14 protein-coding genes are annotated in these 15,871 nt (G+C 57.8%); 10 read left to right on the top strand and 4 right to left on the bottom strand.

What is annotated here, in order from left to right; translation table 11 throughout:
* Together pyrE and METAL_RS19010 are read left to right on the top strand one after the other, a co-directional pair.
* The gene (pyrE, locus tag METAL_RS19015; RefSeq protein WP_005374981.1) at positions 1 to 645 is read left to right on the top strand and encodes an orotate phosphoribosyltransferase; all 645 of its coding nucleotides are present in this window, start codon (positions 1 to 3) and stop codon (positions 643 to 645) included.
* A 203-nt stretch (positions 646 to 848) separates the two neighbouring features.
* Positions 849 to 2,789, top strand: coding sequence for a dynamin family protein (locus METAL_RS19010; protein WP_005374979.1), 1,941 nt, complete (start codon positions 849 to 851; stop codon positions 2,787 to 2,789).
* Positions 2,790 to 2,879: 90 nt separating this feature from the next.
* On the opposite strand, the gene trmB is transcribed toward METAL_RS19010, so the two are convergent.
* The 3 genes from trmB to aroG form a co-directional block, all read right to left on the bottom strand.
* Positions 2,880 to 3,569, bottom strand: a complete 690-nt coding sequence (gene trmB, locus METAL_RS19005) for a tRNA (guanosine(46)-N7)-methyltransferase TrmB (protein WP_005374976.1) — start codon at positions 3,567 to 3,569, stop codon at positions 2,880 to 2,882.
* A gap of 248 nt (positions 3,570 to 3,817) precedes the next feature.
* Positions 3,818 to 4,795 carry a sulfur carrier protein ThiS gene (gene thiS, locus METAL_RS19000; protein WP_005374974.1) on the bottom strand — a complete coding sequence of 326 codons (978 nt, stop codon included), beginning with the start codon at positions 4,793 to 4,795 and terminating at the stop codon, positions 3,818 to 3,820.
* A gap of 3 nt (positions 4,796 to 4,798) precedes the next feature.
* Positions 4,799 to 5,878: a 3-deoxy-7-phosphoheptulonate synthase AroG gene (gene aroG / locus METAL_RS18995; RefSeq protein WP_005374973.1), complete on the bottom strand. Its 1,080-nt coding sequence runs from the start codon at positions 5,876 to 5,878 to the stop codon at positions 4,799 to 4,801.
* 24 nt (positions 5,879 to 5,902) lie between these two features.
* Between aroG and METAL_RS21310 the strand changes: the two genes are divergently transcribed.
* Positions 5,903 to 6,190, top strand: a complete 288-nt coding sequence (locus METAL_RS21310; protein WP_213069421.1) for a hypothetical protein — start codon at positions 5,903 to 5,905, stop codon at positions 6,188 to 6,190.
* Positions 6,191 to 6,406: 216 nt separating this feature from the next.
* Complete coding sequence (locus tag METAL_RS18990; RefSeq protein WP_245549423.1) at positions 6,407 to 7,702, top strand: OmpP1/FadL family transporter; 1,296 nt, start codon at positions 6,407 to 6,409, stop codon at positions 7,700 to 7,702.
* Positions 7,703 to 7,756: 54 nt separating this feature from the next.
* Here the strand turns inward: METAL_RS18990 and METAL_RS18985 are convergent, their stop codons facing one another.
* Positions 7,757 to 8,605, bottom strand: coding sequence for an amidohydrolase family protein (locus tag METAL_RS18985; RefSeq protein WP_005374971.1), 849 nt, complete (start codon positions 8,603 to 8,605; stop codon positions 7,757 to 7,759).
* A gap of 329 nt (positions 8,606 to 8,934) precedes the next feature.
* Between METAL_RS18985 and msuE the strand changes: the two genes are divergently transcribed.
* The 6 genes from msuE (at position 8,935) to METAL_RS18955 (ending at position 15,841) form a co-directional block, all read left to right on the top strand.
* Positions 8,935 to 9,501, top strand: a complete 567-nt coding sequence (gene msuE, locus METAL_RS18980) for an FMN reductase (RefSeq protein ID WP_005374969.1) — start codon at positions 8,935 to 8,937, stop codon at positions 9,499 to 9,501.
* 10 nt (positions 9,502 to 9,511) lie between these two features.
* The gene (locus tag METAL_RS18975) at positions 9,512 to 10,693 is read left to right on the top strand and encodes an acyl-CoA dehydrogenase family protein (RefSeq protein ID WP_005374967.1); all 1,182 of its coding nucleotides are present in this window, start codon (positions 9,512 to 9,514) and stop codon (positions 10,691 to 10,693) included.
* 51 nt (positions 10,694 to 10,744) lie between these two features.
* A complete protein-coding gene (sfnG, locus tag METAL_RS18970; protein WP_005374966.1) occupies positions 10,745 to 11,836 on the top strand; it encodes a dimethylsulfone monooxygenase SfnG in 1,092 nt (363 codons plus the stop codon).
* A gap of 47 nt (positions 11,837 to 11,883) precedes the next feature.
* On the top strand, positions 11,884 to 13,029 hold the full coding sequence (locus METAL_RS18965; protein ID WP_245549422.1) for an acyl-CoA dehydrogenase family protein: 1,146 nt from the start codon (positions 11,884 to 11,886) through the stop codon (positions 13,027 to 13,029).
* 11 nt (positions 13,030 to 13,040) lie between these two features.
* Positions 13,041 to 14,276 carry a bifunctional 3,4-dihydroxy-2-butanone-4-phosphate synthase/GTP cyclohydrolase II gene (locus METAL_RS18960; RefSeq protein ID WP_005374964.1) on the top strand — a complete coding sequence of 412 codons (1,236 nt, stop codon included), beginning with the start codon at positions 13,041 to 13,043 and terminating at the stop codon, positions 14,274 to 14,276.
* A gap of 377 nt (positions 14,277 to 14,653) precedes the next feature.
* Positions 14,654 to 15,841 (top strand): sigma-54 interaction domain-containing protein, encoded by a 1,188-nt coding sequence (locus METAL_RS18955; protein WP_084675309.1) that lies wholly within the window; start codon positions 14,654 to 14,656, stop codon positions 15,839 to 15,841.
* Positions 15,842 to 15,871 lie beyond the last annotated feature (30 nt).

Genomic DNA, 15,871 nt, shown 5'->3' with positions numbered 1-15,871 from the left:
ATGCACGATTATCAAGTACAGTTCATCCGTTACGCGCTCGAATGCGGCGTCCTGAAATTCGGCGAATTCCAGTTGAAATCCGGCCGCAGCAGCCCCTATTTTTTCAATACCGGCCTGTTCAATACCGGCGCGAAGCTGGGCCGACTCGGCCGTTTTTACGCGCAGGCCCTGATCCGGTCCGGCATCGAAACGGACGTTCTGTACGGGCCCGCCTATAAAGGCATTCCGCTGGTCAGCACGACTTCGATCGCTTATGCGGAATTGACCGGAGGCGATATGCCTTTCGCGTTCAACCGTAAGGAAAGCAAGGATCACGGCGAAGGCGGCACGCTGGTCGGTGCGCCTCTGACCGGCAATGTCGTGATTCTGGACGATGTGATCACGGCCGGCACCTCGGTCAGGGAATCGGTCGAGATCATTCGCGCCGCAGGCGCCGTGCCTGCCGGCGTGGTGATTGCGCTGGACCGCCAGGAAAAAGGTCTGGACGACCGTTCGGCGATCCGCGAAGTCGAGGAACGTTACGGTATGCCGGTCGTTTCGATCGTTACGCTGTCGGATATTATCGGTTATCTGACCGGGCATGCCGGAGAGCGGCCCGGCGTATTGGAGGCGATTACGGCCTATCGCGACCGCTATGGCATCTGATCGAACATGCCGTGGCAGACAAAAAACAACCCATGCCGTTACGCCTCGATTGATTATGGTCTACACTTAAAAGCAAATTCGCCTGAGGAAACGCTTGCGTTTCCGATAGCCGGGTTTTTTTGTAACCGTTTGAATCTCAACATCTTGTTGGTCCAGACATTCGACTCTTAACCGACGCATATCGAAGAATAATAAGGCTTGCCATGAGGAATCTGGAATTTAAAGAGCAAATGCGCGAGTATTCACAGTGGCGTTCGAAGCTGATGCAGGCGATCGAAATGTATCAGCAGTGGCGCCTGCGCTACGGCATGCATGACGCCGAAAGCGACAATACGATTTTGAACCTGCTGAGCGGCCTCAAATCCGACCGCATTACGCTGGCGTTTGCGGCTGAATTTTCCCGGGGCAAGACCGAACTGATCAATGCGCTGTTTTTCGCCGAAACCGGCCTTCGGCTGCTGCCTTCCGCGCCGGGCCGCACCACGATGTCGCCGACCGAATTGTTCTGGGACGAAGAAGGCGGCAGCTATATTCGCTTATTGAATATCGAAACGCGTCTGGAAGATGTTTCGCTAATCGAATTGAAGCAAGAGCCGCAGCGCTGGAAGCATATTCCGCTGGATTGCAATTCCCCTACGCAAATGCAGGAAGCGTTCAAGGAGCTGACGGCGAAAAAGTCGGTGGATCGCGAGGTGGCCGAAAAACTGGGCTTATGGAGCAAGCGCGAAGCCGCCGAACAAGGCAACCTCAATCTCGCCAAAGTCGAAATTCCGTGCTGGCGCCATGCCCTGATCAGCTTTCCGCATCCTTTGCTGAAGGAAGGCTTGGCTATTCTCGATACGCCCGGCTTGAACGCACTCGGCACCGAGCCGGAACTGACTTTAAGCATGTTGCCGAGTGCCCAGACAATCGTATTCCTGCTCGCCGCGGATACCGGCGTGACCAAGAGCGACCTCGAAATGTGGCGCAGCCATGTGTTCAAGGTCAGCAGCGGCAGCAAGCAAAGCGTCGCCGTCGTCATGAACAAGATCGACGCGATGTGGGACGACTTGACCGGCGAAAAAGGCTATGAAAGTGCGATCCACTCGCAGATCAAGGCGTCGGCCGACATTTTGAGGATCGATGAAAAAGCCATTTTCCCCGTATCGGCCAAGCAGGCGTTACTGGCGAAGGTCAAGCACGATCCGGAGCTTCTGGAGAGAAGCCGCCTGGCGACGCTGGAAAATTATCTGGCCAACGATATTCTGAAAGAGCGCCGGACGATCCTGATGAATGCGATCGTCCGCGACATCGGCTTCATGGTCAACGAATCTTTGAGTCTGGTCGACGTGTCTTACAGCAATGCGATTTCCCAGCTCGAAGAAGTCAAGAAGATCGATTTCGAAAACAAGGACATGACCGGCAAGCTGCTGGCCGAAATGCGCGACAGGCAGAATCAGTACATGGCGACGGTCGAAAATTTCCAGACCAGCCGCCAGGTGTTTCTGACGCAGGCGAAAATGCTGGTCGATTCGTTCGGCAAAGAGCGGGTCGACGAAATCGTGAAACGGACCCGCGAAGACATGGCGAAAAGCCTGACGACTTACAGCATGAAGCAGAACATGCGCAAACTGTTCGACGAGCTCCGCGATCTGTTGCAGGATTCGGTCGATTTGACGAACGAAACCCGCCGGCTGATCAAGGCGATTCACAAAAAATTCAAGGATGAATACGGTTTTGTCGAAATCGAGCCGCAGCTTTTTTCGATTGCGGCCTATCAGCTCGAACTGGAGCAGATTTTCGCCGAAGGTGAAGCATTCCGCGCCAGCGCCAAAACGACGATGACCGAGCAAAGCATCGTGATCAACAAGCTGTACGGCACGCTGATCGCGAAGGCGCGGCATATCCTGAAACAGGCGCACGACGACGCGGCGACCTGGAGCAGCAACGTGATGACGCCGCTGATGCATCAAATCAAGGACTACAAGAAACAGATCGACGGCCGTCTGCTGATGCTCCGGAAGATCAACGAATCGAAAGGCAACGTCGCCGAAAGCATCACTGCCCTGGAAGAACAATTGAAACAGATCAGAAAGCAGCGGGAAGAGCTGGTCTTTATGATCAAGATGATGCGGACGGAAGGTCTGCAGTTCGACAACAAGTGAGATGGATCGGCCGTTATTCGACATCTCTTCCTGGCGAAGACCTGCCAGGTTTTTAAAACCTGGCAGGTCTGAACAACAAGCTCGGACCGCTCAGGCCTTGCTGAAGATCAGATCCCAAACTCCGTGCCCCAGCCTGATTCCGCGCTGTTCGAATTTGGTTAAGGGGCGGTAGGCGGGGCGCTCGCAAAATCCCCCCGCTTCACTGGTATTCGCCAGTTTTTCTTGTTCGGACAATACCGCCAGCATGTGTTCCGCATAGGGCTGCCAGTCGCTGGCGGCATGAAAATATCCGCCCGCTTTAAGCTTTTTGCTCAGCAGTGCGATAAAGCCGGGCTGCACGATCCGTCTTTTGTGATGCTTCTTTTTCGGCCAGGGGTCCGGAAAAAACAGGTGGGCGCCGCTCAGGCTGTCGTTCGGAATCCGTTTTTCGAGAATCTCGACCGCATCGTGGCAATAGATCCTGACGTTGGTCAGATTCCGCTCCGCCAGCAGCATCAGCAGGTGGCCGACGCCGGGCCGATGCACTTCGATACCGATGTAATCGATCTCCGGATTTGCCGCCGCCATCTGTGCCAGACTTTCCCCATTGCCGAAGCCGATTTCGACGCAAAGCGGCGCATGGCGGCCGAAGACTCCGGCAAAATCATAATCGGCGTTCGGATCGAGTCCGTAAGTTTTCCAGTGATGCTCCAGCGCATGCTGCTGGCCAGCGGTCAGCCGCCCCTGGCGGCGAATGAAACTCTGAATTTTGCGGGGAAATGAAACTTCGGTGGAGAGCATACACGCGTTGTAGGGTACGCTGCGCGTACCGTTTCTGATGATTTCGGGGTTTCGTTATATTGGTAAGGTACGCATAGTGTTAATGCCGTTAAGTTAAGGTAGGCGCGTCATTCCGGCAGGGAATGCCGGAATCCAGTTGCCACGGATGGCAAGCTTTATACATCCCTATAGTCTGGATCTCGGCAATCCATGCCGAGATGACGGCTTAACTTAGCGATAGCGCATAGCGTTTGCAGAAATAAGAAGGATTAAAAAAACAATCCTTCCAGCGGCGAAGAGGCGGAAGCGAAGCGTTTCTTGGGCATCCGTCCCGCTAAAAAGGCTTCGCGGCCGGCCTCGATACCCTTCTTCATTGCAGAGGCCATCAGCACCGGATTTTTCGCAGCCGCGATCGCGGTATTCATCAACACCCCGTCGCAGCCGAGTTCCATTGCAATCGCCGCATCCGATGCGGTGCCGACGCCCGCATCGACCAGAATCGGCACCTTGGCGTTTTCGACGATGGTCAGGATGTTATACGGATTGCGGATGCCGAGACCGGAGCCGATCGGAGCTGCCAGCGGCATCACCGCCACACAGCCGATTTCTTCGAGCCGTTTCGCGGCAACCGGATCATCGTTGGTGTACACCATCACGTCGAAGCCGTCCTTGACCAGTTGCTCGGCGGCGATATAGGTCTGCGCCACGTCCGGGAACAGCGTCTTCGGGTCGGCCAAGACTTCCAGCTTGACCAGTTTATGGCCTCCTAACAGTTCCCTGCCCAGGCGGCAGGTACGGACCGCTTCTTCGGCGGTATAACAGCCGGCGGTATTCGGCAGGATCGTATATTTATCCGGCGAAATCACGTCGAGCAGATTGGGCTCGTCCTTGTTCTGGCCGATATTGGTGCGGCGGATCGCCACGGTCACGATCTCGGCGCCCGAGGCTTCGGTCGCGAGCCGGGTTTCTTCCAGGTCTTTGTATTTGCCGGTGCCGACCAGCAGGCGCGAGCGGTAGGCTTTGCCAGCGATCACGAACGTATCGTCCTGGCCGCCGCCGATCGCATGCACGATCTCGAGACGGTCGCCGTCTTGCAATTTGTATTCGCCGTATTGATCGTAAGGCAGAATCTCTTGGTTCAATTCAACCGCGATTTTCTTGCCGGTCAATTCCAGCTCCGAAATCAGTGTGGCGACAGTGCTTTGCTCAGCGCATTCGCGGGCTGAACCGTTAACAGTAATCTTCATGCGTTAAACCCCTTTGCTGTCAAAGGCCCGCCGATTGCGCACGGCGGCAGCCAGTGTATTCAACAGCGGTATGGTATCCTCGAAACTGATGCAGGCATCGGTGATGCTCTGGCCATAGGTCAAAGGCTTGCCCGGTACCACGTCCTGCTTGCCCGCGACCAGATTGCTCTCGATCATCGCGCCCATGATCCGGTGGTCGCCGCCGGCAATTTGTTCGGCTACATCTTCGCCGACGATCAGCTGGCGCTGGCATTGTTTCAAGCTGTTCGCGTGGCTGAAATCGATCATGATATTGGGCCTGAGCTTCGCATTGATCAGCCCTTCCGCGACCTTCTCGACGTTGACCGCATCGTAATTCGGCTGATTGTTGCCGCCGCGCAGGATGATATGCACGTCTTCGTTGCCGGTGGTCGAGAAAATGGCCGAATGTCCGCCCTTGGTCATCGACAGGAAGTGATGCGGGCTCATCGCGGCGCCGATCGCATCGATCGCGATCTTGATCGTGCCGTCGGTCGAATTCTTGAAACCGATCGGACAGGAAACGCCCGAGGCCAGTTCCCGATGCCCCTGGCTTTCGGTCGTGCGCGCGCCGATCGCGCCCCAGGCGATCAGGTCGGAGATATATTGCGGGCTGATCAGATCGAGGTATTCGGTCGCGGCCGGCATGCCCAGGCTGGCGACGTCGAGCAGCAGGCGGCGCGCGATGCGCAGGCCTTTGTTGATGTTGAAGCTGGAATCGATATCGGGGTCGTTGATCAGGCCTTTCCAGCCGACGGTGGTGCGCGGTTTTTCGAAATAAACCCGCATCACGATCAGCAAGTCTTCCGCCAGTTCGTCCTTGAGCTCCTTCAGGCGTTTGGCATAATCGATCGCGGCAGCCGGATCGTGGATCGAACAGGGGCCGACCACGACCAGCAGGCGGTCGTCTTCGCCGGTCAGAATGTGATGAATTTGCTGGCGCGCTTTCGCTGTGGTCTCGGCCGCTTCGTCGGTAATCGGCATTTCATCGTGAACCTGAAACGGCGCGATGACTTCTTTCGTTTCGCAGATTCTCAGGTCGTCGGTTTTGTATTTTGTATGCATGGGATACTACGAGGCAACAGCCAAATGCGGTTTAAATCCGCTATTTTAACTCTTTTTACCGGATTGCGGATAGCTTTGCAGGCAATCGCGCTGTCCTCAATACCGGTAAACCGGCCTAAAACGTCCCAGCGATTTGCCGGAATGCACTGGGGCGGTTCTTGCCGCTTTCCGGTTTTGGATGGGGTGCGAAAGATAAAAACGATTCAAAAAAATCGCCTCGCTTCTTCAAAAAACTGTCACCTCTTGCGCCTAGGGCGGCAATTTTTCCATGGAATTGCTGCCAGTACGGCATTTCAAAACAATAATATATAATTTTCTTGTTAAGAAATAATAACTTATGTTTGGCATAAAGCTCGCAATAGAGGCTTTCAGGCAGACGGCGTTTGTCTTTACGGAAACCTGTTTGGACAAACTTCGGACATGGCCGATACCTGAAATATTTTATTGGAGTTTACAATGCAGAAAGAATTTACATTTGTTGGAAATGTCCGACCGATAAATTCAGCGCAACTACCGCGGCTGTTGCTGTTGGCGTTAGTTAGCGCCGCATCGCCCGGCGTTTTGGCGCTGAATAGCGGAACCGATCTGAACCTGTCTTTAAAGCCGATTGCCGGAGGCATGGCGGGCGCCGCTTATACGAAGCCACAAGAGATATCCGCGGCCTTGTTCGGTAATCCCGCAACCTTGACCCAATTCAAAGGATTCAATTTCGGCCTGGGCGCGGCCATCCTCGAACCCGACGTGGACAATTATCAAAGTAACAACGGCTTTACCCACCACTCGCACAGCTTGGCCCAGAATTATATTGCGCCGGACGTCGCGCTTGGCGCGGAAATCGCGCCCGGTTTCGTGCTGGGTGCCGGGGTGGCGGTCGATTCCGGCCTGGGAGCGGATTATCGCACCCAGCCGATCAATGCCGGCGCGGGCCTCGGCTTGGGCGGAGCCGGCGCCGGAGGCGCGGCGACATTGCCCCTCCTGGTCGAGTTACTGTCGTTTAGCGCCAATCTCGGCGCGGCTTACGAAGTGACGCCCGATCTGTCGTTGGGAGCGGCCTTGACGGTGGGATTCGGCTTGGGCCAGTTCGGTACCAGCGGGAGTACGACCGGACTTGCCGGTCTGACGGGCGATTTTGGCGGTACGACGTCCAGCGTGCACGATATTTCGATTCGTGGCTCGCTGGGGGCGACTTACCGGCTCACCGAGGATGTCAAGCTTGGACTTTCGCTCAAAACCCCCTTGCAATACCATTACCAAAATGTATTGGCGACAACCATCAACGGTCATCAGGTCTATCAAGACGTCAAGCTGGAACAGCCGTTCGAGGTGACCTGGGGTGCGGCTGCCAATGTCACCCCGAATCTATTATTAGAGGCGGACGTGGCCTGGAAGAACTGGTCGCAGTCTTCGCTGTACAAAGATGTTTACAAGGACCAATTTCTGGCGATGCTGGGCGGACAATACAGTCTTGGAAATTGGCAGTTCCGTACCGGCTACAGCTATGCCTCGAAACTGCTGCGCGACAATCCGAACGGCACGGTCGGCGGCTTCGGAGGCGTCGGCACGTTGCCTCTCGACACCGGGGTTCCGGGCGTGCTTGACCATAACGACATCATTAAAGTCGTCCAGACTACGTTGGGGCCGGTCGTCTGGGAGCATACCGCTACAGCCGGTCTGGGCTATGCCTTTTCGCCCAAATTCAGGCTGGATGCGTTTGCGGCTTATGCTTTCGAAGGTTCGGCGGAGCGCAGTACGCTGGCGTTGGGAGACTATCGCGCGACAGGCAGCGAGTGGTCGCTGGGCGCGGGGGCCAATTTCCGATTTTGAGCGAGGAGCGCCGAATAACCCGTTTCGGCTATTCGGCAAATCCGTCCTGTCCATTCAAAGCCGCAGCAAGCGCTGCGCATTGCGGCACAGCACTTGCTCCAGCGCATCCTCCCGCCAGTCCAGTCGTAGAAAATCTTCGAGCGTTTGCCGCATCGCCCGGAACGGGTACGAACTGCCGAACAGCAATTGTTCCCGCATGAAACCGTTGGCCGCTTCCACGTAGAGACCGCCGCCCGGCAGAAACAGATACATGTCCGGAACCACATACACGTTTTCATAGCGGAATGCCACGCCGATCATTTCGGCGACATACGGATAGAAGCCGTGGTAGCAGACAATCGCCAATCCCGGATACGCCCTGGCGACCCTGCCGATCGCGGCGGGTCTGGCGAATTCCAGATTCGGCGTGGTCGGCCCGGACATCAGAAACACGGGCACCTGAAGCTGCTTGTAGGCGTCATACACCGGGAACAGCAGCGGATCGTCGGCCTGCAGCGGCGGCGAACCGAATCCCGGTTCGATGTTCACGCCGGCCAAGCCCCATGTTTTTACCGCGCGTTCGATTTCGGCGCCGATTTCACGTTCGCTCAGGGCTTGCGGATTCAGCGACGCAATGCCGATCAATTCCGGATAAATCCGCGCGATGTCTCGAATCGTTTCGTTTGCGATCTTGATGTCGGGCGTATCGCGGCCGACGACGACGGCACGGCTGATACCGGCGTCGCGAATTTCGCCAATAAAACCGTCCGGCGTCAGCGAACGGACGAAGTGATCGTCCTGTTTCGATCCCAAGCGGCGATTCAGCCATCTGGCCGTTTCAAATTCCGGCGTTTCCGGCGTCGCGCCATAAAAATCATGTAGAAACGCAGGCCGGCTGCGCATATCGATGATCGGTCCGTGCATCGTATCAACTCTCGGTTTTGGGTGATTGAAGAAAGCGTTTTCCGCTTCTGCGGATGTTTCAAGTCCCGAAAGCAGCAGATAGTGTGCCAATCGCCGTTAACCGCATTGCCGCGCGTATTTGCCGGCATCCGGGCCAGGCGCCGCTGCCGCTACAGCGGCAACGGGTTTCCGCTGCTGCCGCGAGAGCAGCATTCGTCACGGATATTATTTAAATAAATCAATATAAATCATAGCATTATAGTTTGGCACGATCGGTGCTTAAGCCTAGTCATGGCGGTACGCAAAGCGCATCGAGCATTCGAGTTTTCAACCAAACAAAGGCAATCAACATGAGCACATTAAAAGTTGTAGTGGTCTCGGGCAATCTGGGGCAGCCGTCCAAGACTCTGGCATTGGCCGGACAAATCGTGGAGGCGGTCAAGCAGCGGGCCGCCGTTGACGTTCTCACCTATAGCCTGGCCGATCTTGCGCCGGTGTTCGGCCCCGCCCGCCATCCGGGCGAGCTGAACGACTTCGGCAAAGAGGTGCTGCAAGCCATCGGCGCGGCCGATATTCTGGTGGCGGTCACGCCGGTTTATAAAGGCTCCTATACCGGCCTGTTCAAGCACCTATTTGATTTTCTGGACCCGAATGCGCTGATTGACGTGCCGGTCGTCCTCGGAGCCACCGGCGGCGGCGAAAAACATGCGCTGATGATCGAGCATCAATTGCGCCCCTTGTTCGGCTTTTTTGGTGCGCAAACGGTTCCTTCCGGTATTTACGCCAGCGAACAAAACTTCGACGGCACGCGGTTCGGCCATCCTGTCGTACTCGAACGCATCAACGCCGCGGCGCAGCAGGCGGTGACCGCCGCGCGCACCCGCTCGCAACAACTTCCGTTACCACGCATCGCTTAAGGAACATCTCATGTCTGTCATCGATTACGAAAAAATCCGCTCCGACATTCGCGCATTGGTTGACGAGGTCATCAGGCCCAATGCCGAACGTACCGACCAGGGGCACTTTCCCCGCGAGAACCTGAACGCCCTCGGCCAGGCAGGTTGGAACGGCGTACTGATTCCGCAGGAATACGGCGGCTTGGGCCTCGACCATGTCGCTTTTTCGATCGTGGCCGAAGAGATCGGCCGCGCCTGCGCCTCCACCGGCTTGGTTTATGTGATGCACACCGGCGCGGCACAGACCATCAATTTGTTCGGCAACCGCGACCAAAAAGAGCGCTGGCTGAAGCCGGCCCGCGACGGTTTGGTCGGCACCTATTCGACCAGCGAAAAAGCCTCGGGCGGACACTGGTGGTTCAATTTTAGCGAGGCGGCTCGGGATGGCGACGATCACTACCTGCTCAATGCCGAAAAATCGTTTACCACCAGCGCCGGACAGGCCGATTACTATATTTTTCAAACCCGTTCGCCGGGCGCGAAAAGCGCGACCGACATCAGTTTCTTCATCGTCGATTCCAAACTCGACGGCATTACGCACGGTACCTGGGAGGCGCTCGGCGTGCGCGGCAACCACAGTGGGCCGATCACTTACAAAGACGTGCGCGTTCAAAGCATCGATCGCCTCGGCGAGGAAGGGCAAGGCAAGGACATCGTTTACCACGGCGTCTCGCCGGTTTATCTGGTCGGCCTCGGCGCGGTCTGGCACGGCGTGGCGCGAGCGGCGCTGGAAAAAGCTTCCGCCCATCTGACCGGCAACATCCATCGCGATTTCAACCGCAAGTTGTCCGACTACCAGGTGCTGCGCCAGCAATTGGGCGAATCCAAAATCCTGGTCGAAAGCCTGCGCCCCTGGCAACACGAACTGGCGCGGCAACTGGACCAGTTACAGGCGGCCGGTCAACCGCAAGGGCAAATCCTGTTGCCGTTGACCGAATTCAAGGTGCACGCGGCGGAGGTTGCCAATATTTCGGCGCGCAACGCGCTCGATGTCAGCGGCGGCTACGGATACAAGAAAGGGCCGATCGAACGGATCTTCCGCGACGCCCGCGCCGGCATCGGCATGGGGCCGTCGAACAACATTGCCCGCGAGTGGATCGGCAAGGCGCTGGTCGGGCTGCCGCTGGAACTGTTCGAGGCGGGCGGCGAGTAGAAAAAGCCGGTCATCTTAATCGACAATCACAGCCCTATTTCGGAGAACTTCATGAGCCACACCCCAATCAAATTCGCCTACTGGGTACCCAACGTTAGCGGCGGCCTCTTGATCAGCAAAATCGAGCAGCGCACCCGTTGGGACATCGACTATAACCGCAAGCTCGCGCAAATCGCCGAGCAAAACGGCTTCGAATACGCGCTGAGCCAGATCCGCTTTACCGCCGGTTACGGCGCGGAGTATCAGCACGAGCCGCTTGCCTTCACGCATGCCTTGCTGGCAGCCACCGAGAAGCTGCGGATCATCGCGGCGATTCTGCCGGGACCTTGGCATCCCGTCGTGGCGGCCAAGCAGATCGCAACCATCGACCAGTTGACCGGCGGCCGCATCGCGGTCAATATCGTCAGCGGCTGGTTCAAATCCGAATTCACCGCGATCGGCGAGCCGTGGCTGGAGCATGACGAACGCTATCGCCGTTCCGAGGAATTCATTCGCGCGCTGAAAGGGATTTGGACGCAGGACGATTTCAGCTTTTTGGGCGACTTCTACCGCTTTCACAACTACACCTTGAAACCCAAGCCCTTGCAGCAACCGCGCCCGGAGATTTTCCAGGGCGGCAGTTCCCGTGCGGCGCGGGACATGGCATCCCGCGTGTCGGATTGGTATTTCACCAACGGCAACACGCTGGAGGGCATCAAGGCGCAGGTCGACGACATTCGCGCGAAGGCCGAAGGCGAAGGGCATGCGGTCAAAATCGGCGTCAATGCGTTCGTGATCGCCAGGGACACCGAGGCGGAAGCGCGCGCGGTGCTCGATGAAATCATCGATAAAGCCGATCCGGACGCGGTCAACGCCTTTGGCCGTGAAGTCAGGCAAGCCGGCAAAGCGTCGCCGGAAGGCGAAGGCAATTGGGCCAAGTCCACTTTCGAGGATTTGGTGCAATACAACGACGGCTTTAAAACCAATCTGATCGGCACGCCCGAACAAATCGCCGAACGTATCGTGGCGTTAAAAGCGGCGGGCGTCGACTTGGTGCTGACCGGCTTTCTGCATTTCCAGGAAGAAGTCGAATATTTCGGACAGCGGGTGATACCTTTGGTCCGGGCATTGGAATCGCAACACGCCGACCCGGTGGCCGCCTAATGAGCGCCGTGACACCCCTCAAACAGGCGCGAGCAAGGTCTCAAGCCTTGTTTGATACCGCCGAGCAACTGGCGGCGGAATTTGCCGCCACCGCCGTCGAACGCGACCGGCAGGGCGGAACGGCGAAAGCCGAACGCGATCGCTTGCGTCAAAGCGGCCTGTTGAATCTGATTATTCCCGGCGAATACGGCGGCCACGGCCTGGATTGGCACGACACCTTGCGGATCGTGCGCCTCATTTCCAGGGCCGACAGTTCGCTCGGGCACTTGTTCGGCTTTCAGCATTTACTGCTGGCCACCGTGCGTTTGTTCGGTGACCAGTGGCCGCATTACTATCGGGAAACGGTTAAAAACCACTGGTTTTGGGGCAATACGCTGAATCCTCTGGATACCCGCGCCAAGATCAGCGCCGACGGCCAGGATTGGCTGGTGCATGGATCGAAAAGCTTTTGTTCCGGCGCCACCGACTCCGACCATTTGATCGTCTCGGCCGTGCCGGAAGCGGGCGACAAATTGGTGATCGCGGCCATTCCCAGCGACCGCGCCGGCCTCCGGATCAACGCGGATTGGGACAATATGGGCCAGCGCCAGACCGACAGCGGCACGGTGGATTTTCACGGCGTGCGCATTTACGACCATGAAATTTTACGCCGGCCAGGCCCCTTGGGCAGCGTGTTCGCGACCTTGCGGCCGCTGATCGCGCAATTGGTGTTGACCAATATTTACCTGGGCATCGGCGAAGGCGCCCTGGCCGAAGCGATCGGTTACACGCGCAGCCAAGCGCGCGCCTGGTTTTTGTCGGGCGTGGAAAGCGCGACCCGCGACCCTTACGTGCTCAAAAAATACGGCGAGTTCTGGGTCGATTTGAATGCCGCCGCGCAAGCAACCGACTATGCCGCCAATTTGCTGGATGCCGCCTGGCGGCTGGAAAATGCGCTGACCGAGGCCGAGCGCGGCAACGTGGCGATCGCCTGCGCGGCGGCCAAAGTCCTGGCCACGCGGGCGGGCCTGGACGTAACCCAGCGCCTGTTCGAAGTCACCGGTGCGCGGGCCACCAGCGCCAAAGCCGGGTTCGACCGCTACTGGCGCAATCTGCGCACCCATTCGCTGCATGATCCGGTGGATTATAAGCTGCTGGACCTTGGCGAATGGGTGTTGAACGGCAAGTCTCCCACGCCGAGTTTTTACTCCTGAGGATCGATTCAATGAGTGACGACACCCTAGCAGCGGCGCTGAAAGCCATCCGCAACGGCGAATTCGTCGTGGTCGCGGACGACGCGGACCGGGAAAACGAAGGCGATTTGATCATCGCGGCCGAAAAAATCACCCCGGAACGCATGGCCTTTCTGATTCGGCACAGCAGCGGCGTGGTTTGCGTTTCCCTGCCGGGCGAGCGTATTGACGCGCTGCATCTGCAGCCGATGGTCGCGAACAATACCGATGCGCACGGCACCGCCTTTACGGTTTCGGTGGACTTGAACAAAGGCACAAGCACCGGCATTTCCGCCGCGGACCGCAGCGCCACGATCCGCGCCCTGGCCAATCCCGCCTGCAAAGCCGAGGATTTCGCGCGCCCGGGTCATGTGTTTCCGCTGCGCGCCCGGGAGCATGGGGTTTTGGCGCGGCCCGGCCATACCGAAGCGGCGAGCGACCTGGCGCGTTTGGCCGGTTTGTATCCTGCCGGGGTGCTGTGCGAAATCGTCAACGACGACGGCAGCATGGCGCGCGGCGCGGCTCTCAGAGCCTTCGCCGAAAAACACCGCCTGCCGTTTATCCGCATCGCCGACCTGATTGCTTACCGCCGCCGCCACGAGCGCCTGGTCGAGCATGTCTCGGAAGCGCGCATTCCCACGGCCACGGGGGTGTTTACCGCGCATGTCTACCGTTCGCTGCTCGACGGCTCGGAACATCTGGCGCTGGTCAAAGGCCAACTGGCGGGGCAGCAAGACGTGCTGGTCCGGGTGCATTCGGAATGTTTGACCGGCGACGTGCTCGACTCCCTGCGCTGCGACTGCGGCAACCAGTTGAAAATGGCCCTGGCGAAGATCGAACAGGCAGGGTGCGGGGTGCTGGTTTACCTGCGCGGCCACGAAGGCCGCGGCATCGGTTTGGCCCATAAACTCCGCGCTTACGAATTGCAGGACCAGGGCCGCGATACCGTAGAGGCCAATCTGGACCTGGGCTTGCCGGTGGATTCGCGCAGCTACGATGTCGGTGCGCAAATTCTGACCGATTTGGGGGTAACGACGCTGCGGCTGATGAGCAATAATCCGGCCAAGTTTACCGAACTGTCGGGCTACCGCCTGAAAATCGTCGAGCGCGTGCCGCTGGAGTCCGCGCCCAATCGGGAGAATATCGTTTATTTACGCACGAAATCGGAAAAGCTGGGGCATTGGCTGAAGCTGGACGATTTACCTTGGGAAACGTCGAGCGCCCGATAGTTCATTAGGGTTCCCACGCTCTACGCTATACACAAATGCCGGCCTCCGTAAAACGGCTGTCGGCGCTTCTGCATGCACCGAAACCGGTCAATTCCGGTGAAAACGCTCGTAAAAAAGCCAGTGCAAACCGAGACTTGGGCAGTCGTCTCGCGCGGCCTGGCTTCGCAAACCTTGCGGGCTCGGGAAGTCGCGGCTCCCATGCCTGCGGAAGCGCGTGACTTATGGGAGCGATTCTCGGGTCGCGATCCGCGCGTTCTGCGGGAATGCTCCTCATTATCGTATTCGGGCATAAGAATATTGATTTTGATCGTTTTATAACTTGGGATGCCCATGCTATCTTGGAACCGGTTGTAACTTCAGGGAACCTGTTTTTACTCATGCCTTTACTCGCCTTTCCAAATTCCGCCGAGATGGCGCTGTCGATTCGCGCGTCCGCTTTAGTCTTCGAAGACTCGAAATCCAAAGAACTGCTCGAAAGGATCCAGTGCATCGCCCCCAGCGAGTTGAACGCTTTGATCATCGGCGAAACCGGTACCGGCAAAGAATTGGTGGCTCGCCACATACACGAACTCAGCCCAAGGCGCGGCGGGCCGTTTTTGGCGGTCAACTGCTGTGCCTTGTCGGAAACCTTGATCGAAAGCGAGCTGTTCGGCCATGAAAAAGGGGCCTTTACCGGCGCGACAACGGCCAAGCAAGGCTGGTTCGAGGCGGCTTCCGGCGGCACGATTTTTCTCGACGAGATTGGCGATCTGCCGTTGTCGATGCAGGTAAAACTGCTGAGGGTTTTGCAGGAGCGCGAGGTGGTGCGGGTCGGTTCTCATCGCGCGGTGCCGATCGACGTGCGGCTGATCGCGGCGACCAACATCAAACTGGAAGAAGCGATCATAGCGGGACGCTTTCGTGAGGATTTGTACTATCGCTTGAATGTCGCGGCCTTGCACCTGCTGCCTTTGCGGCAGCGCGGCGGGGATATTTTGCCGCTGGCCCGGCATTTTCTAAAAGTGTACGGTCAGCGGCTCGGCTGCCCGGATACCCGTATTTCCCCGGCCGCCAAACAAACGCTGCTGGCGCATGCTTGGCCAGGCAACATCCGGGAATTGGAAAACGTCATACACCATGCCTTGTTGGTGGCCCGCGACCGTGCCATTACGCCGGCGGATTTGCATCTCTCGCAGTTGCCCGGTCCGGCCAAAGCGGCCGATGCCGATGCCGATGAGGAAGCGTTCGAGAAATTGGGCCGGATGTTTCAAGCCTTGTGCGAGCAAGAGCACCCCGATTTATATGCCCGCGTCGAACAGGCCTTGCTGCAAGCCGCCTATAAGCATACCGGCCGAAACCAGTTGGCAACGGCACGCTTGCTCGGCTTGAGCCGGCATGTGGTTCGGGCCAAGCTGATTCAACGCCGGCTTTTGGCATCGGGGGAAACGGAAGCCGAAAAATACCCGCCGGCATCGCCGCCAGTGGCGGTTATTCCTCCCATCCTGGCGCCCGAGGCGATTCCAAGGCAGAAGGTCTATAAAGAACCTGTTTTTTCCGAAGCGGCGCAAGAGTGTTGGGGGTTTTAAGAGAACGCTCGGCATCGCTGCATCGGTCGG

The organism is Methylomicrobium album BG8 (genome assembly GCF_000214275.2).
Taxonomy (GTDB): domain Bacteria; phylum Pseudomonadota; class Gammaproteobacteria; order Methylococcales; family Methylomonadaceae; genus Methylomicrobium; species Methylomicrobium agile.
This window is presented reverse-complemented; position numbering and strand designations above follow the sequence as displayed.

Coding starts and splice junctions, on each gene's coding strand:
- pyrE (WP_005374981.1), top strand. CDS start 1: ATGCACGATTATCAAGTACAGTTCATCCGTTACGCGCTCGAATGCGGC.
- METAL_RS18975 (WP_005374967.1), top strand. CDS start 9,512: ATGTCTGTCATCGATTACGAAAAAATCCGCTCCGACATTCGCGCATTG.
- METAL_RS21310 (WP_213069421.1), top strand. CDS start 5,903: ATGCGGTTTAAATCCGCTATTTTAACTCTTTTTACCGGATTGCGGATA.
- METAL_RS18960 (WP_005374964.1), top strand. CDS start 13,041: ATGAGTGACGACACCCTAGCAGCGGCGCTGAAAGCCATCCGCAACGGC.
- METAL_RS19010 (WP_005374979.1), top strand. CDS start 849: ATGAGGAATCTGGAATTTAAAGAGCAAATGCGCGAGTATTCACAGTGG.
- METAL_RS18985 (WP_005374971.1), bottom strand. CDS start 8,605: ATGCACGGACCGATCATCGATATGCGCAGCCGGCCTGCGTTTCTACAT.
- trmB (WP_005374976.1), bottom strand. CDS start 3,569: ATGCTCTCCACCGAAGTTTCATTTCCCCGCAAAATTCAGAGTTTCATT.
- METAL_RS18955 (WP_084675309.1), top strand. CDS start 14,654: ATGCCTTTACTCGCCTTTCCAAATTCCGCCGAGATGGCGCTGTCGATT.
- thiS (WP_005374974.1), bottom strand. CDS start 4,795: ATGAAGATTACTGTTAACGGTTCAGCCCGCGAATGCGCTGAGCAAAGC.
- msuE (WP_005374969.1), top strand. CDS start 8,935: ATGAGCACATTAAAAGTTGTAGTGGTCTCGGGCAATCTGGGGCAGCCG.
- sfnG (WP_005374966.1), top strand. CDS start 10,745: ATGAGCCACACCCCAATCAAATTCGCCTACTGGGTACCCAACGTTAGC.
- aroG (WP_005374973.1), bottom strand. CDS start 5,878: ATGCATACAAAATACAAAACCGACGACCTGAGAATCTGCGAAACGAAA.